We start from the raw sequence: 24,327 nt of genomic DNA, 5'->3' as shown, positions 1-24,327 counted from the left end.
GTCCGTGGACTAACTTATATCTTCGTAAACTTAATATTCAGCTTCTTTTCAATCTCTTTAATCATTTTTAGGTCATCACGAGTTACGAAAGCAATCGAAATTCCTCGCTTGCCTGCACGAGCCGTACGACCGCTTCGGTGCGTGTAATACTCCATTTGGTCAGGTAATTGATAATGAGCCACGTAGGCCAATGCTTCAATATCAATGCCACGAGCGGCAATATCGGTCGCTACCAAAATCTGTACTTTTTTGTTTTTGAAAGCCCGCATTACTTTCTCACGGTCACGTTGTTCCAAGTCTCCGTGAATAGCCTCAGCAGCAAAATGTTTACCTATCAGTTTTCTCGTAACTACCTCAACATCAGCCTTTGTTCGACAAAAAACAATGCCTCGTGCCGCCCCTTGCGACTGCAAGAATTGCACTAAATAATCGAACTTTTGGTTGAGTTCACAGATAAAAAACTGATGCTCGATTAATCCATTAACTACTTCAGTTTTACTTACTTGAATCGTCTGCGTGTCGGGCGACATATACTTCATAATCAGCCAACGGAGGTCGTCGGGCAAGGTTGCCGAAAACAACCACGTATTGCTGTTTTTATGAACTTTATTCAAGATTTTATCTAAATCATCTTTAAAACCCATGCTTAGCATTTCGTCGGCTTCGTCTAAAATTACGGTTCGGACGTGGGTTAAATCAACGGCTTCTCTGGCCAATAAATCGGTCAGACGCCCTGGAGTTGCTACCAAAATTTGCGTCGGACGTTGAAGATTACGAATCTGAATGTCTATTTTTTCACCACCATACACTGCTTCCGAAAACACTTTGTCGGTGTATTTGGTCATCTTGAAAATTTGCTTGGCTATTTGCTGACAAAGCTCACGTGTAGGCGACAAAATCAAAGCCTGAATGTGCTTGTCGTTGGGTTTGATTCGCTGCAAAAGCGGAATACCAAAGGCAACGGTTTTTCCTGTACCCGTTTGAGCTTGGCCAATAAAATCAGATGTATTTTTGAGCAAAAACGGAATTGCTTTTGCTTGAATTTCGGTAGGCTTCGTGATTTTCATTTCGGCCAAAGCCTTAATCAAATTCTCCGAAACACCGATTTGTTTGAATGTTTCCAAAACTCTTTTGTATTATTTGAGCCACAAAGGTACGGAAAATAAGGCAACGATGCGATTTCAGCCGAAAATCAATAGTTCAAATCAATTTATTGGCTTTTTTACAACAAAACCTTAACTTTACCAAACCTTCAACCTTACACAATCAACCAAACTATGAAACACATCTTTTTGCTTTTTATCGGCATCAATCTCAGCTTTGCCCAAATCCTTCAACCTACACAACTACCTATTTATCAAGAAGTTAAGCCAAGCACCGATTGGTTGATTTCAAAGCAAAATTTCAAGGCAGAAATCTATCAAACGAGCGGCGGAAAAGACCTTGTTTTATCGAATGGATTGCTCAAACGCCAAATCCGAATTTCGCCCAATGCTGCTACCATTGACTTTAAAAATCTACGAACCAACGAGCAGTTTGTTCGCTCAGTACGTCCAGAAGCACGCATTGCGATTGATGGTAAAACTTATAATATTGGCGGACTTTACGGTCAAAAAGAACACGCTTATTTGCTCACCGAATGGATTGATAAATTAGAAAGCAAATCGCAGGATTTTCAGTATAAAACTTTCAAAATCAACCCTTTAACTCCGCACGTAAATTTCAAGTCTCGCACTTGGGCGATGAATCAGCAAAACCCTAAAGGCAAAGAATTAGAATTGATTTTTAAGTCAAATTTACCCGAACTGAAAGGAATTTCGGTATCGGTACACTACGAGATTTTTGATAATATACCGACGATTTGCAAATGGGTAAGTGTTGAAAACAAAGGCGATAAATCACTAAAAATCAACCAACTGGTCAATGAAATATTGGCAACGCCCGAAGAAGAATCGGCCGTAGTTGGCAGCCCCGAGCAGATGAAAAAACCACAACGTATTTATATCGAAAACAACTACGCTTTCAATAATGCCATGCGTTATGAGTTATCCGACCAAGCTACGCACTGGAAGGTCGATTCGAGTTATACTTCGCAGGTAAATTATAATTTTCAAACTCCTTGTGTGTTGGAGGTTTACCCAAGTTTTGGTATTGGTTTTGAGCTTTTGCCCAATCAAACTTATAAGTCGATTAGGAGTTATGAATTGCTGTTGGATAATTATGACCGTGAGCGAAACGGACTCGCCCGCCGCCGAATGTACGCTACGCTTTTTCCGTACACAACCCAAAATCCGATTTTCATGCACCTTGTCAGTACCGACCCAGTGAAAGTAAAAACCACAATTGACCAATGTGCCGAAACTGGCTATGAAATGGTGATTCTGAGTTTTGGTAGTGGCCTGAATATGGAGGATGTAAGTGCCGAAAACATCAAAAAATTTAAAGAATTGGCCGATTATGCTCATAGTAAGGGCGTTTTGTTGGGTGGATACTCGCTTTTTAGTAGCCGCAGAATTGATGACGAAAACGATGTAATTGACCCAAAAACTGGCTTGCCCGATAAAGGTGCTTTTTTCGGAAATGCTCCATGCTTGGCCAGTCAATGGGGAATCAATTATCTGAATAATCTAAAGAAATTTATCACCGAAACTGGCTTCGATTTACTCGAACATGATGGTCCATACCCTGGCGATGTGTGTGCCTCGACCAAACACCCTGGCCATAAAGGACTCGACGATTCGCAGTGGGTGCAGATGGAAATGCAAAAAGGATTTTATCGCTGGCTCAATGAGCGGGGCGTGTACATCAATGCTCCCGACTGGTATTTTTTGGATGGTTCGCATAAAATTGCGTTGGGCTATCGTGAAGTAAACTTTTCGCTTTCTCGTGAGCAACAAAAAATCTTGAATCGACAAAATATCTTTGATGGAACTTGGGAAAAAACACCTTCGATGGGTTGGGGATTTGTGCCGCTCACCAAATATCAAGGTGGTGGAGCAGAGGCGGTTTTAGAGCCTTTGAGCGAACATTTGAAAGATTATGAACAACTAATGGTACAGTATTACGGTGCAGGAGTGCAAGCTTGTTATCGTGGCCCACGCCTCTACGACACCGAAGAAACCAAGCAAACCGTCAAGAAAACGATTGATTGGTATAAAAAATACCGCCCAATTCTGAACTCCGACCTTATTCATCTACGCCGCCCCGATGGCCGAGATTGGGACGGAATCATGCACGTAAATCCAAATCTGAAAGAGAAGGGTTTTGTGATGCTCTACAACCCTTTGAAAGAAAGTATTTCTCGAAAAATCAACCTTCCGCTTTATTATACTGGACTTTCGGACAAAATTTTGGTGCGAGAAAAAGAAGGGAAGAGCAAAAGTTATACACTCAATCGTAACTACGAAATTGAGCTTGATGTCACGATTCCTGCCGAGGGTTTTACTTGGTTGGTATTGGAGTGAAAAAATGAATCATCCCGAATTTTAGGAAGCCTTTAAAGAGCAATCTTACAATATTTGGAAATACAAAATTCATTACCGTCTGCTTTAGCTGATGGTTATTGAATAAAGATATAACAAATTTGACTTTAGTCAAAATAAGTGTTTCGACTAAAGTCAAATTTGTTTCTATAAAGGTATCCGTCAGTTGAAACTGACGGCAATGAGATTAACATCAAATTTTAACAAGACTCTATGAGTATTATGCTAACAAAATTTTTGAGAACTCATGTCTAACTATTTCTCAAACTCCACGATATGCTCAGAAGCATATTCATCATCGCCAGGTTTGATTCGTTTGACGAAGAAACGTGCCTTTTTGCCCAGTTTCAAGCAAGTATTTCGGGCTTTTATATCTTCTTCGGTATTGAGTGGCTGCAAAGAAGGATACCAAAGAATATAGCCAGGTTTCTCAAAAAATAGCTGTGGTTTTGTCCATTCTTGGCTATTCATGGCCTCCGTAAAATCAGGATTTTTATTGAATGAAATAAAAACTTGGCTACCTTTCCACGATTTTCCAACCACTTTTCCCATCATCATTACCCAACAGTTGAGATACGTATTCCAACTCACCGAAGGCCCCCAATGAAAACCGCCCGTTGGTGAAGATGCTGCTCCTCCACCATTTTCTTGTGGAATTTGTAATGAGGCAATTGGTTTACCGATACCATCGTGCGGAGCATTGAAACCTTTTCCGTCCCAGCGTTTGGCTTTACCAACTGGATTGTCTAAATCTTTGAGAGCGATTCGGGCAACGCTGATACACTGACCTGTCCACTCCTTTTTGGCATCATAAGTGGCTTCATCATAAACATCGGGATAGCCATATTCACCGTAAAACAAATATAGGTAATCACCACTCGCAACGGCCGAAGGGTCACCTACACCACCCGCAAAAGTATTCGATGTATTGTGCGGTTTCAAAATCATTCGGGCATTCAAATCTTCTATAAAAATCCCTTTATTTTCCCAGCTTTTTCCACCATTGACCGATTTCATAATGCCGATTCTGCAAACTGCGGCGGGACTTTTTTCGCCAGTTAAGCCTTGAGGCCATTTTTTACTATCTCTATAACCCGAATTTTTGAGTGAATCGTAAGGAAAAGTTTGGGGATAGTTTTCGTTGTGATATACCGCATAAAGCGTTCGGCCTGATTTGTCTTTTGCATCTTGATAGACCGTCTCGAACCAAACCGCACCATGCAAACCATCTTCGGTTGGCAGTACATTCTTGGGCATTATCGGGCTGTGAAAATTATCGGATTTGCTCTTGAAAGTTTCTTCGGCATTTTTTCCATCGGCATATTTTAGGTCTTTGGCATAGCCCCAAAGTGGGTCTTCACCGTATTTTCCTGGGAAAATACGGAAGGTGTCTCCCACCCAAACTTCTGCCATATTACAATCAACAAATGAGTTAAATTTGATTTTTTCGGCTGGTAAAAGCTTGAATTTTGGATTAAAATCGGCTGTTTTTTCGGTCGAAGTACAGGCATTTAGTATAAAAGTAAGAAGGCCTAAATAAGTAAAAAAGTATTTTTTCATTGCAGCTAAGAGTGGTTTTGAATAGATATAAGTTACTCGAAATTAGAAAAAATATGACGTAAAATTAAGTTTCCCAGTAAAATAGTTTTCTCTAAATAAACTCGTCTTGGTCGAGCATTTATTGCCCAATAATTACGTATTTTTGCTAAAACTCAACATTAACATCAATCAAAACTATGAACAAAATAATTTTAATCGCTTGCTTTTTTGCTTTACTGACAATCGAAGCCAACGCTCAAAAAATGCGTGGAATTGATAAAAGTCCGATGGATATGGCGTATTATCCCGATAATTTTGCCCATGACCGCAAATTTGCTCCAAAACTCATCGGCGATATGCCCGCCATTGTGCGTGTAACTTACAGCCGACCTGCCAAAAAAGAACGTGAGATTTTCGGAACTAAAATTGTGCCGTATGGCGAAGTTTGGCGACTGGGAGCAAATGAATCGACCGAGATAAAGTTTTATCAAGATGTAACGATTCAAGGCAAAAAAATAAAAGCTGGCACATACTCGCTTTTTGCGATTCCAACCGCTACCGAATGGACAATTATTCTGAACAAAGACCTTGATTTTTGGGGAGCATATAGCTACAACAAAGACAACGACGTGCTACGTGTGAGCGTACCCACCAAGAAAACCGACGAAGTGATAGAAAACTTCTCAATTCAGTGCGTAAAAGGCAGCAACGACAAAGAAACGACCATGAAAATGGCTTGGGATACAACTTTGGTTGAAGTACCGATTTCGTTTTGATTATACATGAAACCGATATTTTACACAAAAATGCCCCAAAGGTTGTCCTTTGGGGCATTTTTGGTTTTGGTAGTTTTCGCAGAAAAATTCGTTTAATTATTGTTTCTCGGCATTACGCAACTGCTCAATCGTAACGTATTCGAGTGCTTTTTCATGAGTTGCTTCCAAAATTACGGGTGGAGCTACGCCCGCTTCGTAGGCTTCTTTCCAACGAGCCACACAAAGACACCATTTATCGCCTGCTTTCAACCCTGGGAAACCATAAGCTGGGTAAGGTGTAATGAGGTCGTTGCCACGAGCTTTTGAATATTGTAAAAACTTATCAGTTACGACAGCCGCAACTACGTGAACGCCCGCATCAAGGTCGCCAGTTGAGCAAAAACCATCTCGATAAAAACCTGTAAGTGGAGATTTTCCTGCTATTTGTAGGTCGGTTCCGAGTACATTTTTTTCGCCTTTCTTTGTCATAATTTTGTTATTTTTAGTCTGTTTTACTGCGGCCACTGGCCCACAACCCGCTTTCGATTGATTGATAGGAACTTTATTTTGTGCAAAAACCGATACGCACAACAATACCAAGAATATGATTTTCATTAATACTGAGGGTCTGATTTACATTTAAAAAACCTATTTCGTAGAAAAATGTTTATTTTTGATAGACACAATCATAACTATTGTTCAATACATGAATATTTCACGCAAAAACGCTCTAAAATCAATCTTTGGAGCATTGATAACCTTACCAGTTTTCAGTAAAAAACAAGCAGAAAAAGATTTTTTAGCCTTTAAGAAAGAGTTTTCGGAGGCTTGGAGAAGTTCTCTTGATTATACGCTCAAGCTCTATAATCAGATGCCCGAAGAAAAATTTGATTTTAGATATACACCCGAATCGTTTTCATTTCGTACCCAATTTGTGCATTGCCTTACATTCAATACGGCTCAGATTTGTGGGCGATTGAATATTCCGAATCCACACGATGAAAAGGAAAAGAAAAATGGTTTTTGGAAGAATTTAACCAAAGCTGAACTCGAAACCGAAATCAAAGATTTTTATGCTTGGGTAGAAAAAACTTTGTTTGAAACCAAACCCGAAAAACTCATGCAACTGGAAAGCTTTGCGGGTGGAAAAATTCCAGTTTGGCGACTATTCTATGCCCTCGAAAACCATATCATTCATCATCGAGGGCAGGTTGTTTGTTATTTGCGTTTGAATGACATAACACCGATTGGATATATTGGTTGGTGAGTTTCAAATACCATTTTCATTCGCAAATCTTATCAAATCGGCAGTTGTTTCGGTTTTAAGTTTGAAATGTATGTTTCGGCGGTGGGTTTTTACCGTAAGCAAGCTAAGGTTACTTTTATCGGCAATATCTTGCGAACTAAGCCCATCACGAATCATGCGAATCATTTCGATTTCACGAGGAGTGAGCGAGAATTTCTTGATAAATTCATCATCAACGAGCGTGGGTTGCTGTGAGTTTTCCGAGAGTTTTGGGTCGAAAAATGGTTGTCCCTCAATAACGGTTCTGATTCCTTCGAGAAGCTCGTTTTTGGTAGAATTTTTCAGAATATAACCATCAACACCCAGTTTTTTAAATTCTTTCACCAGTTGACTTTCGTCGTACATGGTCAAGATAACAATTTTTACATTCGGAAAATCTCTTCTGATTGCTTCCGCTAATTCTTTACCATTTCGATTAGGCAAATTAGCATCTAATAAAACTAAGTTTGGAGAATTTTTTAGAATAGAAATTAACACTTGGTTTCCTTCAAAAACTTGCCCAACTACCTCAAAATCTGCTTCGTTTTGTAATAAACTCATAATGCCATCATTAAACAGATGATGGTCATCAACCAGCAGGATTTTTGTTTTCGTAGGCATTATATGGTATTTCGAGGCTAATGAGAGTTCCCGCAGAACTCGATTCAGTGGTTAATTTTGCTTTCAGGTATTGGGTACGTAAATTTATATTATTCAGTCCAATTCCCCAACTATGCTGCTCCGAAAAATCAAAGCCTTTGCCATCGTCTTCGACCGAAACATACAAAAAATCATCAAAGAAAATCATCTGCACAACCGATTGTTTGGCTTCTGAATGTTTAAAAACATTGTTTATCAACTCTTTAATGATTCGATAGATATTGATTTCGGTTTCGAGAGGTAATCTTCGTTCTTCACCGTTATATACGAAAACAAAGTAAACTTTGGATTGCCGATTAGCCATTTCGATGCTTTCTTGCACAACTTTTACTAATCCTTTTTCTTCAAACGATGACGGCATCAGATGGTGCGAGATTGTGCGTAAATCGGATACAATTTTTTGGGTGAGATTAACTGACTTCGTAAGAATTTGGCCATTTCTTTCATTAAAATCATCTAACTCCCGATTCAAAACCGAAAGGCTTCCGCCTAAATCATCGTGTAAATCAAGTGCGAGTTTTTGGCGTTCTTCTTCCTGTGCGAGTAAGATTTTTTGAGTCGTTTCTACCCGATTTTTTTCTAATTCGGCTTCAATTTTTTTACGTTCATCATTGAACTGATACAACAGAGCCAAACCTAAACCGATACCCTCAAGCATGAGTGGAATGTGGGCATAATAATAGAAAAATGTGTTGATTTTGGTCAGACCGATTGCTCCTAAAATAACAAAAATAAAAGTAAGAAATACAGGGCCAGAGGCCACCAAATAAAGATAAACGGCCTTTCGGTTGGGTTTGAAATGAAAGATTAAAGTTGAAATAATTAGGAGGGCAAAATAGAGATAAATATAACCAAAAGGTATGTAGGTTTGTGGAGTAAAAGAAAAAAGCAAAGCCTGTATTAAGCTCAAAAACAAAAATATAAGATACGCAACTGTAAAGATTTTATGCTTGATTTTAAAAAATTCGTAAACATACAAACCATGAAAGGCAAGATTTAAAACAACCAGTATTGAACCAAACTCGGGTTTTGCGAAAAAGGAATTATTGGCATTAAAAAACTGATTGAAAACCCCGTTTACTACCAGAATATACAAGGAAATAGAGACGATGTAAAGTGTGTAAAATATATATACTCTTTTACGTGAATATCCGAAAAATCCTAATGACAGAATGGTTACAAAAATCAAACTCCCAACGCTTAAACAAATCTGTAATAAATAAATATCAGCTTCCTTTTCATAACTTTTTTCATCAAAAACCCTAATAAACGCCCGATTTGAGTATTTTAGGTGTGAATTGTGGCACATTAAAAATACTGTATATGATTTACCTTTCTTTACATTAAACGCAAAAGCGTGGTAGCGACTCGGCACTGGTTTATCAGAAAAATTCAATTTCCATGAAGAAGATTTTTGTTGAATCAGAGAGTCATTTTCAAACAAATAAAAAGAAATTTCATCAATGAATATCTGCTGATACTCAATTACTAACTGCTTATTCTGAGCAGGATTTAGCTTAAATTTTAGCCAATGATATTGAAAATCAGCATTGAAAGAAGGGACTTGTGAAGATAATTTGAAATCTTTCGAGCGAAAAACCTTTTGAACCGAATCTCGTTTGTCCGAATCATATCTTGAAACGTAACCTATCAAATCGCTACTCTCAAAATCGTCGTTCAGCTCAAAAACAGGTGCGTTTTGAGCTAAAACAAGATGATGAATCAATGATAAAATGATAATTCGGAAGGCTTTCAAGCTGATTTATTGAATTTTTCTACAAAACTATCTTTTTCGTTCACTTCTCAAAATACCTCCATGTAGGTATTTTACTACGAAAGCCTCGCCTATACTTTTGTCATAGTCTTTTGTAACTCAAAAATCTTGCATATGAAGCGAATAATATTTATCCTTTTCTTACTCGTTGCTACTTCTAAACTTTTTGCTCAATCAAGTATCATTTTGCCTAATGGTACTGTAATACCTTCATTTACACAAGCTACTCGGCCTGTAAATCCAGTTAAAGGGCAACTGATTTATCAAACTGACGGTTCAACTGGACTTTATATTTGGAACGGAACCGCTTGGACAGCAGTTTCAAGCGGTGGTAGTGGAAACAGCGGAACCGTTACGAATGTTACGGCAAATTCGCCTTTATCGGTAACAAATGGCTCAACAACACCGGCCATAACTATCCAACAAGCCAATGGAACAACCAATGGTTTTCTTTCAAGCACGGACTGGAATACTTTCAATAATAAGCAAAATACCTTGCCAAATGCAAATACAGCCACTTCAGGGATTTTAACAAGTGCTGATTGGAATACTTTTAATAATAAGCAAAATCCACTACCCAATGCCAATGCAACCACTTCGGGGATTTTGACAAGTGCTGATTGGAATACTTTTAATAACAAGCAAAATCCACTTTCTAATGCCAACGCCACCACTTCGGGGATTTTAACAAGTGCTGATTGGAATACTTTTAATAATAAGCAAAATCCACTTTCTAATGCCAACGCCACCACTTCGGGGATTTTAACAAGTGCTGATTGGAATACTTTTAATAATAAGCAAAATCCACTACCAGATGCAAATGCTACAACATCAGGGATTTTAACAAGTGCCGATTGGAATACTTTTAATAGCAAACAAAGCCCACTTTCAAACGCCAATTCCACCACTTCGGGGATTTTGACAAGTGCCGATTGGAATACTTTTAATAATAAGCAAAATCCACTTTCTAATGCAAATGCCACTACTTCGGGGATTTTAACAAGTGCCGATTGGAATACTTTTAATAATAAACAAAACCCACTACCAGATGCAAATGCTACTACTTCGGGAATTTTAACAAGTGCTGATTGGAATACTTTTAATAACAAACAAAATCCACTTTCAAATGCTAATGCTACTGCTTCGGGAATTTTAACAAGTGCTGACTGGAATACTTTTAATAATAAATTTACTCTACCAGTACTAAATTCGGGCAGTTTACTATTTTCGAATGGCTCAACTATTAGCCAAAACAACTCAAAATTATTTTGGGATAACACGAATTTTAAGTTAGGAGTCGGTACTAATATTCTAACCTTCCCTCTTCATGTATCTTCACAACTATCTCCAATAAACAATGGTAATACATCCCTGTGGATTGTCTCATCAATAGGTGCCTCTACGGGTTCAAGATTAGTAATGGGTACAAGAAATGGAAATCCAACGATTGGTGCTACCAACGATTTACATGCACAATGGGAGACATTAGACCTCAATCCGGGTGGGCTTATTAGAATACCCTATTACCCCAATGCTAAAATTTTATCAACAAATTCGGAGGGTCTTTTAAAATCGCTAAATGTTGAAAATGGTATCAAAATTCAAAATGACACATTGCAATTAGGCGGAGTCCTTAAAAAAAATACAATTATAAGCCTTAACAGTAAAGAATTCACTTTTCAAGGTGGTGGTGTAGAACCAAGTGTAACAGTCGATAGTTATTCAAATTCCCCTACGATTATTACGACACAAAATTCTTTTGGGCAATCTTTTGTTGCTCAAACAACAGGAATACTCAACAAAGTGTCTGTTAATGTGGGACGGCCTCAGTATACGGGTACTGGGCAATATATATTAAATAAGGGTGAAGGTTACTATGGGGGCGAAACTTTAAGCATAGGTAATTTTTCTCTGCCACCATATAGTCCATCAACTTATGCAGAAATCAATCTCAATCAACCTGTTGTGGCCGGTCAAGTTTATACACTTACTATTGGAGGATATGGAGGACAAATGATTCTTGCTTTAGCCCCAAATAACATTGCGGGTAAATATTACTACGATATTGCAACTCCAGAGAATAACTACGACCTTTCATTAAAGTTATATGAAACAGAAACACCTGTTGATTTATTAAAGATTGATGGGACGACAAAAGCAATTGCTGTGAAAGGGTCAACAAATGTTCAAATTGAGTCAATGGCTGGTACGGGCATTCGAAATGTGGTTGTTGCTGCTGATGGTACATTAAGTAGTAGTTCTGCTGCTTTAAATTCAGTAACCTCTGTCACAGCTACTACTCCCATGCAGGTAACGAATAGCACAACAACTCCCGTTATAAGTATGTCCCAAGCCAATAGTACAACTAATGGTTATCTTTCATCCACCGATTGGAATACTTTCAATAATAAACAAAATACTCTCTTCAATGCCAACGCAACAACTTCTGGCATTTTGACCAGTACTGATTGGAATATATTCAACACTAAACAAAATGCACTTTCTAATGCGAGTGCCTCAACAAATGGAATTTTAACCAGCACCGATTGGAATACTTTCAACAATAAATATAATCTCCCAAGTCTCACAAACGGAAGTATTTTATTTAGCAACGGCTCAAATATTTCGCAGAGCAATGCTAATTTGTTTTGGGATAATGCCAATAAAGCACTGGGAATTGGCACGACTTCGCCAAGTGCTGGGCTTCATATTCACGGGTATGGCTGGGATAATGGTTTTAGAATTAGTAGTGGTTCTAATGTAGGCCCTGCTGTTTATCTTGATGGCGATACCGACTTTGCTTTGATTAGTACTGGCACTGGTGCGGGTTCTGGACCGAATAAATTTGGGGTTTACGATGCCACTGCCAATCAATATAGAATGATAATTGACAACAGTGGAGCAATGGGAGTTGGGACTTCAAACCCTGCTACAAAGCTGGAAGTGAATGGTTTGGCAGGTTTGAAAGTTTCGAGTACACACGGAGCAACGGGTCTTACCGATTGGATTTCTGGAAATTTTGGAGGACAAACAGGCAACAGATTAGTATTTGGTATTTTCAATCAAACGGCAACTATTGGAGGTCATAATAGCGACTTGAATGAATGGAGAAATTTAGCACTGAATCCAAATGGTGCAAATGTCGGTATCGGTACTGATTCTCCAACCGCAAATTTTGATGTAGTAGGAACAGTACGCCTACGAACAGGTGCCACAGAAAATGCTGTTTTGGTGAGTGATGCCAACGGAAATGCCTCTTGGAACTCTAAAACGCCTCTCAGAACTGCGAGTGTAGCCATAACCGTACCTCCCACAGTTACTTTAGGTGGAACAACCACTCATGGTATGGCCGAAGTAGAGTGGGTTCATAATTTAGGCTATCAACCTATCATTATGATTACTAATGAGCAAGCCAATGAGTATTCGTTAATGGAATATGTCAGGACATCTTATTACCATGTAGATAATAATACACTAAAAATTAGATGTACAAATGCCGCTGGTGGAATAGCTCAAGGCACCTTCAGAATATTGATAGTTAATTAAGGAAAGATATTTTCTCTCAAAATACCTCCATGTAGGTATTTTAAAGATTCATTATATCAGTGAATTTTGTAATATTCTTTCAGATAATCATCTTAAGTTAAGACTTATGAAAAGAGTTATTTACCACCTTATCTTTTTTACTACATTTCTATCAGCGTTCTATGCCCAAGCAGCAAGTTCGACTTGTGGCTGTGGTAGCCAAACAAGTGGCTGCGGTTGTGTAGAAGTGAAACCAGACCCACAGCACCCTCCTGGGTTTCCCAATAGTCTCTTTAACCCTTTTGGTTGTTTTAAAGGTTTCGATTGTCCAAATGGTATTAGCCTAATTAATTTGAGTGATAGAGAGTTACTAAATCTCAAAAATGATATTTCGCAACCAAATGCGAAAATTGCCTCTGTAAATTCAGCCATACAAATTACTCAAACCGACTTTGAAAGCATCCTACAAGCAGGAAAATCCATTTTATTTTCTCAAGGTTTTTTTGATTATTTCTATATGAATATTGGCATTGCCGATGCCGTTAATGCTCAAACTTGGACGCTCCCATCTAATCTCGCTGAATATGTAGATGGGCATACCTCTCGGCTTGATATTCTTTTGCCGAGCCAGATTCCAATATCAATGCAGGTAGCGGGTGCAACTCATGTATTGAAGGAGGTAGTTTCTGAACCAAACGATGGTGAGGCCGATTCTTACATGCACCTACAAGTTGATGGAACTGAAGTTACAGATTTAGGCTCTTCTTATGACTTTGATGAAGGAAGTGATGATAACTTTGATGAAGAACCTGATGTAGAGTTATATGACGTGCCACTTGAATTGGGCGATAATCAAATCACAGAAGATTATCCGATTGAGGAAAATGACAATGGAAATTTTCTAAAAATTCGCACAGAAACCATTGTAGATGCCTTCGGAACAATCAATACGCCTTATGGTAATTTTCAATGTTTACGCCAAACTGAAAACATCAAGTATTTCAGACGAGTAAGCGAAGCAGTAGCTTATGGAACGCAAGCTAATTATGAAATCAGACGAGTAAAATGGATAACCAAAAATGGTTTTATCTTTAGTGCAGCAGTCCAATCAGAAAACAGCAATCATGTAGGTCTTGTAGGATTTATGGAACTTACACGCTTTGTGCCAACAAACACACTTACTTCGCAATCTGCCGTCAAAATCAACAATGATAGTCATGGGATTGCAATAAATAATACTGATTTCACGGCAGATGCCAGTGCAATTTTAGATATAAACAGCGATTCACTGGGCATTTTGATTCCACGCATCACCCAAGCTAATCGCCCAAGTTCACCAGCCGAGGGGCTACTGGTTTATCAAGTCGATAATACACCTGGTTTTTATTTTTTCGATGGAACAGCTTGGAATAAATTAAGTACAACACCGTCAAGTTCGATGCAAGCAAATATCAGAACAAGCAATTCTATAATTAGCGAAAATTTGAGTTTTCGTGGCAAAAATCAACTACAAAATGGGACAACTTTTATTAAATTCGATACACCACGAGATGATTTTGAAGATTTAATCATAAACATCCAACTCGAAGGAGATTGCAATGGAGTCTATATCTCAAATAAAACTCGTGAAGGTTTTGAGGTAAAAGAATTACAAAAAGGAAAATCGAATGTGAAGTTTAGTTGGAGAATTGAAAAATGAAGTTTTTTACTTTTCAAGAAATAAGAAATCCAGCTCTTTTATTACAGAAAAATCGTTATCTGAACTTATAAGAGGTACTTGAAATTCGATGGCAGTAGCTGCAATAATAGCATCAGGGGTTTTGAGTTTATATCGCTGGCGTAGCCATATTGTTCTTGATTTAATATTTTGATTCATCTCAATGATAAAGCAATCGTTAAGTAAATTTCGGAGAAGGTTTTTTCTCAATTTTTGATACACTAAATTTACCTAAAAGTTCGATTTCTGTAATAAATGACACCCCGAAATGATAATCAAGAAACGCTTCTACATTAGGTTTTCCTTCATGTATTTGAATTAGAAAATTAGTATCGGCTAAGAAATCAATCCCATTCATTACGAAGTTCTTTTTGAAGTTCTAAGCCATCAATATTACGCTTTAATAAACCAAAATGTTTTCTTAATCCCTGCTTTTTAGGGCTTTCTTTCAACTTTTTCAATAGTAAATCTACATCAGTATTTTTACTATTACTTTTAATCACAATAGTCATTTTCTATGAATTTGATTATGCAAATTAGTTTTTTTAAATAAATTTATATGTAGAAATGAATTAATTTTTTGTAGATGAGCAAATTAAAAAGTTCTGTTTGGAGTACAATTCTTACATCAGGCATTCTTTACGGCCTTGCTTATCCCAATTACCCCGAATTTCCTTTCGGGGTTTTGGCTTGGTTTGCCTTAGTGCCACTTTTGCTCGAAATCAAGAAAACAATTTCATTTAAAGCCTATCTTTCCATCATTTTGCCAGTCTTTGCCATCAGTAGCCCGATAGGTTTCTGGTGGACGAGCTATTACAGCTGGCAAACATTCTTTGTTTGTTATTTTACGCAATTACTTTCATTATACTTCGTATTTGTATTGCATTTTGGGTTGCAAAAACGCTTTGGGTGGCGGCGTTCGCTCATACTTTTTCCATTTCTTTGGGTATTTGTCGAATGGGCTACGCACCTGCTTCCGCATAACCTACAAGTGCTTAATATTGCTTATACTCAAGCACATTTGCTGTATTTCAATCAATTTGCCGACCTTGCAGGTATTTGGGGTATTGCTTTTTGGGTGATTTCACTCAATGTTCTGATAACTTTTGCTATTGATACAAAAGCAAAGAAATACTATCTTTTTTCTGCGACTTGGGTTTTGATTGCTCTCATTTATTCGGTTTGGATACTGCACATTAATCCATCAAGTGCTATCGGCAGCGGAAATACCAAAACCAAAGTTTCGTTGATACAGACAAATATTGATAGTTATGCCGAAAACGACTCATTGATTGTGCAGAAAACCCTCAATCAAATCATTTCACTCTCCGATTCGGCAGTACGTACACACAAACCCGATTTGGTCGTACTTCCCGAAGCATCTTTCCCATTTTCATTATTCAAAGACAAAAGTTTCTTAGATTTTGCCCGAAGAAACATTGTGAATTGGAATACCAACGTAGCGATTGGCTATGTGAATTACGAAGACAGCACTTCATTCAAAAACTTGGCTTTGGTCTTTACGCCACAACTCGCTTATTTTTGGGATTCACTGAAAATCAAAGAAGCCGATGTAAAGATTTATCAAAAAGAATTTGGGCTACCATTTATAGAATTTATGCCTTATTGCGAAAACTGTAACTCGCTGAAAGGCAGACGATTAATCAAAGGAAGCGAACCTTATACTTTTCTGTATGCCAAAGCCCGAAGCGAAAAATTTAAAGTGGCTTTGAGTATTTGCTGGGAACAAACCTACCCTAACAAAATTGCCTCATTAGTGCGTGATGGAGCAGAATATATCACAATGATGAACAACGATTCTTGGTTTGGTAAAACTCCTGGAGCAAAATATCTACTGAGTTTCACAAAACTACGAGCCATCGAAAATCGACGAGCGATAGCCCGATGTTCAAATGGAGGGATTTCGTGTTTTATTGACCCATTTGGCAAAATCTACGGAGAGATTCCGTGGTTTACTGCAAACATTTCCTCGCAAGACGTATTGGCGGTGAATAAAAAAAGTTTTTATACCAAACACCCCAGTTTTTTTGTAATTTTGATTAGTAGTATAATGTTCGGACTGATACTCTACTTTTGGATTAAAAAGTAATTCTTAAACCTTTTCGGAAAAGCTAAATTTAGTATTGCAGTAAATTGAAATATGATTTAGGAGAAGCTTCATAAAAAAATGTATGGGTTCTATAAATGTTTTTTGAATGTCAATGGTTAATATTGTAGTTTAAAAATTATATCCCATTGAGAAAAAAGATTACGCTACAAAGTAGATTTTTTATCTTATCAATTTTAGTTATTTTGGGATTCTCTGCCCAAAGCCAAAACATCATTAAACTTGATGAAGCAGAGTCTATAAAATCAAAGGATTTTAGCATTTTACCCAATAAATCTTATACATTTCAGCAGATTCTTACTGATAAAAGTCTGAAATTCAAACATACCGATACGCTTGCAACTAATGTAACCGACGCTTACTGGATAAAGCTAAAAGTTCATAATCCGTTTGCCTATTCCGAAAAATACATGGTTGAGTTTCTGCCGATGGCCGACAATACCTTGTATTATTTCAACAAAAATCAACAAAAATGGCTTAGTTACTCGAATGGCTTGATGGTCAATAATCGCCAACGAAATATTTGGTTGATGCCATGTGTGCTACCAGCCAACGAAACCGTTGAGCTATACATTAAAGCAAATATAGAATCATTCCGTAAGGCCACTGCTCCTATTCAAGCTACGGTCTGGCTCGAAAAAGAGAGTTATATCACCGAAAATGAGCAATTCATTGACCTTGCCACTTGGATTACGGTATTTGTGTTTGTATTCTTTTTGATATACAATGCCTACATTTTTTATGTTTTTCGAGACAAAACCTTCATTTATTACCTTGTTGCTCAAATCGGTGGCATCATTTTTATATTAGCTGACCAGTTTTATTTCAATGTTTTACTGCCATTCCGCTTCTGCGTGGTAGATGCTCAGCCAAATGGTTTCGTGATGTTTCATGAAATCAACGGAGTCATGTTCGATATTGGTGTTTCCATGATTCTCTTTGGTTACGTGCAGATTACTCGTCTTTACTTCGACACCACAAATAACCTCCCAAAACAAGATTTAGTGCTAAAATATCTACCTTTTGGCTTTATTGCCATAGTAATTATTTCAAATGTCCTGCTATTCTCCCGAATTATAAAAGCTGGTAAATTACCCAATTTACTACCCAACTTTGTAATATTCAGCACGATAGTTTGTATTTTTTATGTAGCTATATTGAGTTTTAGGAGAAAGCACAAGCTGGCTCGCTATTTTTTGGTGGCGAATGGCATTTCGATGTCAATTATTTTGGTAAGTAGTTTTCTGTATTTATTTGTTGATGTGGTTCGCACGACCGACCATGCTATTTTTGCCAAAGTTGCCATTATTGCCCAAGCCTTATTCTTGGCTATTGCCTTGGTGCAACGTGTTTTGTTGATTCGTGAAGAATTGAAACAAAAACAATTAGAAACGCAGGAATTAGTGTTTCAGAATACGCTGCAACAAGCTCAGAACCAATATTTACAAGAAAAATTAGAAGCAAACCAGCGTGAATTGGCCTCAAATACGCTCTATATTTCGCAAAAAAATGAATTGCTTTTAGACCTCAAATCGAGCGTACAACATCTGGGAGAAAACCTTCCTGATACTTCGCAGAAAGTAATAAAAAACATCAAAGCTGTTATTCAAAACAACCTCCATTTAGAAAGCGATTGGGAGCGATTCCGCATTCATTTTGAGCAAGTACACCCCAATTTTTTCAAGCAATTACAAATCACTCACCCTACTCTAACCCAATACGAAATTAGGTTGTGTGCCTACTTTCATCTCAATCTTTCTACGAAAGAAATCGCCAATCTGCTGAATATCGACCCAGCCAGTGTACGCAAAGCCAAAATGCGTTTGAACAAAAAAATGCAAGTTCAAGAGAACTAAATAGCTGTTTTTGCACAAAATAGTCCTATGTCCACACTTTGTCCACGCTAAATTCTATGACAATCCGCCAACTATGTCTTTGATTTGCAAGAGCAAGAAAGGATTGTACTTTCTTAGCCCTTACTTATTATCAAACAAATAAAAGACATGAAAAAACTACTAATCATCTTCGCCATCTTATGTTCATTCAGTGCTTTTGCTCAGAAGAACTACGTATGGAAACAATTCAATATCCAAATCACAGTTCCTGACGATTTTAGAATAAAGAAAAACACCGCCAAAGAATTTGAAATGAAAGGCGAAGGCATGGAACTTTCGATGCTGATTCACGAAGAAAACGTAGCCATCGAAGACCTCGACGATGCCGCCATAGCAGGAGCAAAAGCCATGAAACTACAAGAACTTGACGCAGCCCACCAAGTAAAGATTAATGAGTTTGAAGGATTTTACGTAGAAGGTTTCAAAGACGGAAACCGAATTATGTTTGCGTGTTTGGGCAACCCCAATAGCCATACTAACTTCTTTATTGCCATAATCTTCGATGATGAAGACAAAACCGCCGAAAAAGATGCCCTCGAAATCTTGAATAGTTTAGATGTATCATAATTTAAAACCACCAATCATATTATGAAACTACGATTTATATCTTTTCTAATCTTTTTGCTATTTATGTCTTTCTACTCATTTGGGGGAAAAGTGAGCTGTACTGGTGAGGGCAATCGAATAAATGGCCGTATCTCGGCGGAGTCTCGTTCGGGCAAAATGCAGGTTTTTGATACCAATCTTTTGAACCTCAGAAACAATACACAAAACAATTCGGTAGCTCAAAACAATAGTGCTATTTCAATTACCTTAGCCGACTTTAATGCGTTTACGGCTGTTGGTAAAACATGGCTGAATTACTCTAACGACAATGCTTCATTTTCGATGAATATTGGTTCTGCCAATAATTCTACACCACAAACTTGGGCTTTACCAGCTAATTTTCTAACGTATTTTAATGGAGCGGGTCGAGGAGACTTTATTGCAGTAGGTAACGTGCCAGCCGCACTACAAGTAGCTGGAGCAAATAAAGTGATGCGAACGGCCTATTATGACGAAAACGACCGCCCAATGGATGTGTATGACCATTATAATTTTGCCGCTGATGGCGTCTATCATATCGGAAGTAGTTATGATTTGGAGGTAGGCAGCGATGATACATTTGATGAATCTGACTACGAAGTAGCTGATGTACCGTTTGATTTGAACGATAATTACAGTAGTACCAGTGAAGAAACTGACCATATTACCAATCAAAAAACACTAAAAGAAGTATTTACCGTAAATGTCGATGCTTTCGGAACAATCACTACGCCTACGGGTACATACGATTGCCTGCGAATGCTTACGAGTATTCAGAAATATACACGTCCCAACAATACTGTTGCTTACACGTTGGTTTCGACAACGAATCATGTCGGTTTTCTTACTAAAACTGGCGAATATTTTACGGCAAAAGTATCTGGCACCAGTGGAAATGTAACGGTGAGCGAAATTGAATACCGCACGGTAGTACAAACCTCTTTACTAAGTGAAGGAAATGACGTAAAACTCAATAATGATAGCAAGGGCGTAACCATCAATATTGACAACGATACAGCACATCCATCGGCCATTTTAGATGTAAAAAGCGATAGTTTGGGTATTCTGATTCCAAGAATTGCTCAATCAAACCGCCCAAGCTCTCCTGCAACTGGACTTTTGGTTTATCAGATTGACAACACCCCTGGCTTCTATTATTTCGATGGTACTAACTGGCAAAGATTAGGTTCTACACCATCGGCTCGATTAGTAACCGAAAGTACCCAAAAAGTTGGAGGAAAAGGAAGATTGACAAATGGAAGTTCGTTTATCAGATTTAATAGTCCAGTTGAAAACTTTGAAAATCTTCAAATAAACATTCAACTCGAAGGCGATTGTAATGGCGTATTCATCTCGAAAAAAACTCGTGAGGGTTTTGAAGTGAAAGAATTACAAAAAGGAAAATCAAACATTGAGTTTAGCTGGAAAATCATCAATGAGTAAGCCGAACAACATACAAAAACACCTCTTTTGGTTTTCTGGAATTCTGTTGGGTTTAGCGTACCTCAGTTTTTCTGATTTCCATCAAGGGCCATTGGCATTGGTGGCTTTTGTACCATTTTTATTGTCTATCCAAAACGAAAATTCGTTTGGAAAATACCTCCTCAAAACATTGGTGGTTTATAGCTTCACCATCGTCATTGGTTTTTGGTGGACGGGCTATTATAAACCCATTGCGGTTTTGGTTTGTCTGCTAAGTCAGCTTTTGTTTCTGAATCTTACGTTTGTTATTCATTTTTTTATTCAGAAGAAAATTGGCTGGCAAAAAGCACTCATTTTACTACCCTTTTTGTGGAGTTTGGTCGAATGGCTTACGCAACCGCTTCCGCATAATTTGCAGGTTTTGCACTTGGGTTATACGCAAGCTAACATGCAGTATTTTAATCAAATAGCCGATTTTTCGGGGCTTTGGGGTTTGAGTTTTTGGGTGATGATGCTCAACGTTTTACTGACTTTTAGTATAGTTTACCGAACCCAAAAGTATCTTTTTCTTACGTTTGGATGGTTACTGTTGGCTTTTGGGTATAGTTTTTTCAAAATTCAGATTTCGCCCAAAAGTGCCATCGGAACGGCTAATATCCAAACAAAAGTCTCGTTGATTCAGACCAATATAGATAGTTATCTACCGCTCGACTCGGTGGTATTGAATCAGACATTCGAGCAAATTGTGTCGCTTTCTGATTCGGCCGTGCGTACGCAAAGCCCCGATATACTTATTTTACCCGAAGCAACTTTTCCGCTGGCCTTGTTTCAAGATTCGAGTTTGTTTCAATTCACCAAAAATGCTATTTCGAGTTGGCAAACTTCGGTGGCTGTTGGTTATTCGGAAATAATTGATAATCAGAGAAATAACTATAAAAATAAGTCATTAGTTTTTACGCCACAAATGGCCATGATGTGGGATTCGCTTAAAATTACGCCCGACCAAATAAAGGTTTATGAAAAGGAATACGGCTTACCATTTATGGAAACAATGCCCTATTTGAGCGATTACCCATCATTCCAAAATCGTATTTTAGTGGGCGGAAACGAACCTCACATTTTCAATTATTTGAGTAGTAAAGAGAATATTTTTAATGTAGCACTAACGATTTGCTGGGAACAAACCTACCCACAAAAAGTAGCAAAATTAGTGAATAGCGGAGCCGAGTACATTGCACTCATGAACAACGATGCGTGGTTCGGCAAAACACCTGCAACCAAGTTTTTATTGAACATTACCAAGATTCGGGCCATCGAGAATCGCCGAAGTGTAGCTCGTTGTTCAAACGGTGGTCTTTCGTGCTTCATCGACCCATTCGGTAAGGTTTATGGTCAAATTCCGTGGTTTACGCCTAACATTTCAACCAATGAGGTGCTGCTCGTAACCAAGAAAAGTTTTTATACCCAACACCCCGATGCTTTTGCTTATGCCTTATTTATCGCTTTTGTTTTGCTGTTAAGTTGGTTTTATTGGCAAAGCCATCAAAATACCTCCAAATAGGTATTTCAATAGATTTTTAACATTGTGAAATTTGTATAAACATTATAACTATGAAAAAAGTATATTTCATTTTCTCGTTTTTCTTAACATTCGGAGCTTTTGCTCAATCAGGTTCTTATTTTGGACGTTACGCAGGCGGAGTTGGTGTCAATCAAAACACACTCGAAAGAGCTTCAGCCATTGGCTATAATGCCAAAGTTTCGGTGAGTGATGGCTTAGTTTTAGGCGATACTTCACTCGTGAAAGTCGGAATTGGGCTTTCAAATCCTAAATATCGTTTAGATGTAAAAGGTATTTTCAATATGCGAACGGCCTATAATTCGCCATCTTTCAAGATAAACGACCGCAATTTTCTGGAACTCGACGAAAAAGGACAGTTTGTACTGAATTCCTTCAAGATGAAATACGACAACGAAAAACAGTGGTCGGATAGAGTTTTTGAACAAAATTATTATCTAATGCCGCTCAAAGAAGTAGAAAAATTTATAGCCAAAAATAACCATTTACCAAACCTTCCATCAGCTACTGAAGTTGTAAAAAACGGCGTAGCGATGGACGAAATGGTATCAAAACTGCTCGAAAAAGTAGAAGAACTCACACTTTACACAATCCAGCAACAACGAGAAATTGATGCTTTGAAGAAAGAAATCAAGCAACTCAAAAAATAAAAAAACAGCCATGAAACAACCTAAAATAATTCAGAAGATTCCAAGAGAAAAGAAGATAATTTTGATGGAATCGGATAATAATTACACCATTATTCATTTGTCAGATGGCAAGAAATTGCTTTCGGGTTATAACCTCAAATTCTACGAAGACCGAACTGATAATCAATCTTTTATGAGGCTCAACCGCTCTGAAATGATTAATAAAACGTTTGTAAAGCTCATCAATCTCGATGAGTTTTCACTTACACTCAACAACGGCCGAAGAGTGCATATCTCTCGCCGCCGAATGAAAGCTTTTCAGGCTTGGATATAATTTTCAAATACCCTGTCAAATCGAAAACTAAAATACATTTTTTTGGGTTTTAAATAAAGGCTTCGGATAATCCGCAAGCCTTCTTTTTTGTAGCAAACTCAATGGAAAAATACCTTAAAATCATTCAAGGAGCATATTCTGGTTATTTCAGTTATTTCATCAACGAAATGCTGAATCCAAGCTGGCACAATTATTTTTATTGGTTGGTTGGTGCTTCGTTGGCCATTTGGGTGCTCGAAATCATGTTTCCGTGGCGAAAAAATCAGCCTCTGATTCGTGAACATTTTTGGCTCGATGCTTTTTATTTATTGTGGAATTACTTCCTCTTTTCGCTCATTGCCTACAATGCCCTTTCGATGGTGGGTGTGCAGGCTTTCAAAGATTTTCTCGGACTTTTTGGTATAACTAATATTGTAGCAGTCAATATCGAACAACTACCTTTTTGGTCGAAAATCCTCATTATTTTCGTCATGCGAGATTTCATGCAGTGGGCCATTCACCGCCTTTTGCATAACGTTGGCTGGATGTGGGAATTCCATAAAGTGCACCACAGCACCGAAGAAATGGGCTTCGCTGCACTCCTACGCTACCACTGGATGGAAAACGTCATTTACCGTAGCCTCGAATACATTCCGCTGGCGATGGTGGGCGTTGGTCTGACCGATTTTTTTATTGTCCATATCTTCACGCTCGTCACGGGTCAGCTCGGGCATGCCAATCTCAAAATCAATCTTGGGCCGCTCAAATATTTGCTCAATGGCCCACAAATGCACCTTTGGCACCACGCCAAATATATGCCTGAAAGCCACCCAAATGGCTTCAATTATGGTATAACACTAAGTATTTGGGACTATCTTTTCGGAACAAATTATTGGCCATCGGATGATGAAAATCTGCCAGTCGGACTACCCGACGACGAGCATTTTCCGAAAGATTTTGTGGGGCAAAACGTAAGGCCATTCCAACGAATATTTGGAAAGAAATAGTTGAACAACCAAAAGTTGTCGTAATTTTAGAG

Annotated in this window: 21 protein-coding genes; 13 read left to right on the top strand and 8 right to left on the bottom strand. The window is 38.1% G+C overall.

The window, feature by feature from the left end:
• Positions 1–14: 14 nt before the first annotated feature.
• A complete protein-coding gene (locus tag IEX65_RS09765; RefSeq protein WP_188765859.1) occupies positions 15–1,124 on the bottom strand; it encodes a DEAD/DEAH box helicase in 1,110 nt (369 codons plus the stop codon).
• Positions 1,125–1,277: 153 nt separating this feature from the next.
• On the opposite strand from IEX65_RS09765, the gene IEX65_RS09760 reads away from it, so the two are divergent.
• The gene (locus IEX65_RS09760; RefSeq protein WP_188765858.1) at positions 1,278–3,464 is read left to right on the top strand and encodes an alpha-galactosidase; all 2,187 of its coding nucleotides are present in this window, start codon (positions 1,278–1,280) and stop codon (positions 3,462–3,464) included.
• A 273-nt stretch (positions 3,465–3,737) separates the two neighbouring features.
• Here IEX65_RS09760 and IEX65_RS09755 read toward each other — a convergent pair whose 3' ends face one another.
• Positions 3,738–5,042, bottom strand: coding sequence for a hypothetical protein (locus IEX65_RS09755; protein ID WP_188765857.1), 1,305 nt, complete (start codon positions 5,040–5,042; stop codon positions 3,738–3,740).
• Between the two features lie 176 nt (positions 5,043–5,218).
• On the opposite strand from IEX65_RS09755, the gene IEX65_RS09750 reads away from it, so the two are divergent.
• Positions 5,219–5,797: a DUF2911 domain-containing protein gene (locus IEX65_RS09750; protein ID WP_188765856.1), complete on the top strand. Its 579-nt coding sequence runs from the start codon at positions 5,219–5,221 to the stop codon at positions 5,795–5,797.
• A gap of 96 nt (positions 5,798–5,893) precedes the next feature.
• Here the strand turns inward: IEX65_RS09750 and IEX65_RS09745 are convergent, their stop codons facing one another.
• Positions 5,894–6,391: a DUF2237 family protein gene (locus tag IEX65_RS09745; RefSeq protein ID WP_308424952.1), complete on the bottom strand. Its 498-nt coding sequence runs from the start codon at positions 6,389–6,391 to the stop codon at positions 5,894–5,896.
• 91 nt (positions 6,392–6,482) lie between these two features.
• On the opposite strand from IEX65_RS09745, the gene IEX65_RS09740 reads away from it, so the two are divergent.
• The gene (locus IEX65_RS09740; protein WP_188765855.1) at positions 6,483–7,043 is read left to right on the top strand and encodes a DinB family protein; all 561 of its coding nucleotides are present in this window, start codon (positions 6,483–6,485) and stop codon (positions 7,041–7,043) included.
• A gap of 3 nt (positions 7,044–7,046) precedes the next feature.
• Here IEX65_RS09740 and IEX65_RS09735 read toward each other — a convergent pair whose 3' ends face one another.
• Together IEX65_RS09735 and IEX65_RS09730 are read right to left on the bottom strand one after the other, a co-directional pair.
• Entirely contained in the window at positions 7,047–7,682 is a 636-nt protein-coding gene (locus IEX65_RS09735; protein WP_188765854.1) for a response regulator, read from the bottom strand.
• Entirely contained in the window at positions 7,651–9,477 is a 1,827-nt protein-coding gene (locus tag IEX65_RS09730; protein ID WP_188765853.1) for a sensor histidine kinase, read from the bottom strand. Before IEX65_RS09730 ends, IEX65_RS09735 begins: the two co-directional genes overlap by 32 nt.
• 132 nt (positions 9,478–9,609) lie before the next feature.
• On the opposite strand from IEX65_RS09730, the gene IEX65_RS09725 reads away from it, so the two are divergent.
• Together IEX65_RS09725 and IEX65_RS09720 are read left to right on the top strand one after the other, a co-directional pair.
• Positions 9,610–13,041, top strand: a complete 3,432-nt coding sequence (locus IEX65_RS09725; RefSeq protein WP_188765852.1) for a beta strand repeat-containing protein — start codon at positions 9,610–9,612, stop codon at positions 13,039–13,041.
• Between the two features lie 106 nt (positions 13,042–13,147).
• Positions 13,148–14,719: a phage tail-like protein gene (locus IEX65_RS09720; RefSeq protein WP_188765851.1), complete on the top strand. Its 1,572-nt coding sequence runs from the start codon at positions 13,148–13,150 to the stop codon at positions 14,717–14,719.
• A 6-nt stretch (positions 14,720–14,725) separates the two neighbouring features.
• Here IEX65_RS09720 and IEX65_RS09715 read toward each other — a convergent pair whose 3' ends face one another.
• The 3 genes from IEX65_RS09715 to IEX65_RS09705 are packed head-to-tail and all read right to left on the bottom strand — an operon-like array spanning position 14,726 to position 15,249.
• Positions 14,726–14,896, bottom strand: coding sequence for a PIN domain-containing protein (locus IEX65_RS09715; RefSeq protein WP_188765850.1), 171 nt, complete (start codon positions 14,894–14,896; stop codon positions 14,726–14,728).
• A gap of 19 nt (positions 14,897–14,915) precedes the next feature.
• The gene (locus tag IEX65_RS09710) at positions 14,916–15,095 is read right to left on the bottom strand and encodes a PIN domain-containing protein (protein WP_188765849.1); all 180 of its coding nucleotides are present in this window, start codon (positions 15,093–15,095) and stop codon (positions 14,916–14,918) included.
• Positions 15,082–15,249, bottom strand: coding sequence for a hypothetical protein (locus IEX65_RS09705; RefSeq protein ID WP_188765848.1), 168 nt, complete (start codon positions 15,247–15,249; stop codon positions 15,082–15,084). Before IEX65_RS09705 ends, IEX65_RS09710 begins: the two co-directional genes overlap by 14 nt.
• Before the next feature lie 74 nt (positions 15,250–15,323).
• On the opposite strand from IEX65_RS09705, the gene lnt (IEX65_RS09700) reads away from it, so the two are divergent.
• From lnt (IEX65_RS09700) to IEX65_RS09665, 8 genes are all read left to right on the top strand, one after another.
• Positions 15,324–16,847: an apolipoprotein N-acyltransferase gene (gene lnt / locus IEX65_RS09700; RefSeq protein ID WP_188765847.1), complete on the top strand. Its 1,524-nt coding sequence runs from the start codon at positions 15,324–15,326 to the stop codon at positions 16,845–16,847.
• A gap of 146 nt (positions 16,848–16,993) precedes the next feature.
• Entirely contained in the window at positions 16,994–18,721 is a 1,728-nt protein-coding gene (locus tag IEX65_RS09695) for a 7TM diverse intracellular signaling domain-containing protein (RefSeq protein ID WP_188765846.1), read from the top strand.
• Positions 18,722–18,868: 147 nt separating this feature from the next.
• Complete coding sequence (locus tag IEX65_RS09690) at positions 18,869–19,327, top strand: amidohydrolase family protein (RefSeq protein ID WP_188765845.1); 459 nt, start codon at positions 18,869–18,871, stop codon at positions 19,325–19,327.
• A gap of 63 nt (positions 19,328–19,390) precedes the next feature.
• On the top strand, positions 19,391–20,788 hold the full coding sequence (locus tag IEX65_RS09685) for a phage tail-like protein (protein ID WP_188765844.1): 1,398 nt from the start codon (positions 19,391–19,393) through the stop codon (positions 20,786–20,788).
• Entirely contained in the window at positions 20,781–22,328 is a 1,548-nt protein-coding gene (lnt, locus tag IEX65_RS09680; protein WP_188765843.1) for an apolipoprotein N-acyltransferase, read from the top strand. Before IEX65_RS09685 ends, lnt (IEX65_RS09680) begins: the two co-directional genes overlap by 8 nt.
• Positions 22,329–22,378: 50 nt before the next feature.
• The gene (locus IEX65_RS09675) at positions 22,379–22,996 is read left to right on the top strand and encodes a hypothetical protein (protein ID WP_188765842.1); all 618 of its coding nucleotides are present in this window, start codon (positions 22,379–22,381) and stop codon (positions 22,994–22,996) included.
• Positions 22,997–23,006: 10 nt separating this feature from the next.
• A complete protein-coding gene (locus tag IEX65_RS09670) occupies positions 23,007–23,309 on the top strand; it encodes a LytR/AlgR family response regulator transcription factor (RefSeq protein WP_188765841.1) in 303 nt (100 codons plus the stop codon).
• A gap of 101 nt (positions 23,310–23,410) precedes the next feature.
• The gene (locus tag IEX65_RS09665; protein WP_188765840.1) at positions 23,411–24,295 is read left to right on the top strand and encodes a sterol desaturase family protein; all 885 of its coding nucleotides are present in this window, start codon (positions 23,411–23,413) and stop codon (positions 24,293–24,295) included.
• The last annotated feature ends 32 nt before the right edge of the window (positions 24,296–24,327 follow it).

The sequence above is a fragment of the Emticicia aquatilis genome (assembly GCF_014644295.1).
Taxonomy (GTDB): Bacteria; Bacteroidota; Bacteroidia; order Cytophagales; family Spirosomataceae; genus Emticicia; species Emticicia aquatilis.
This window is presented reverse-complemented; position numbering and strand designations above follow the sequence as displayed.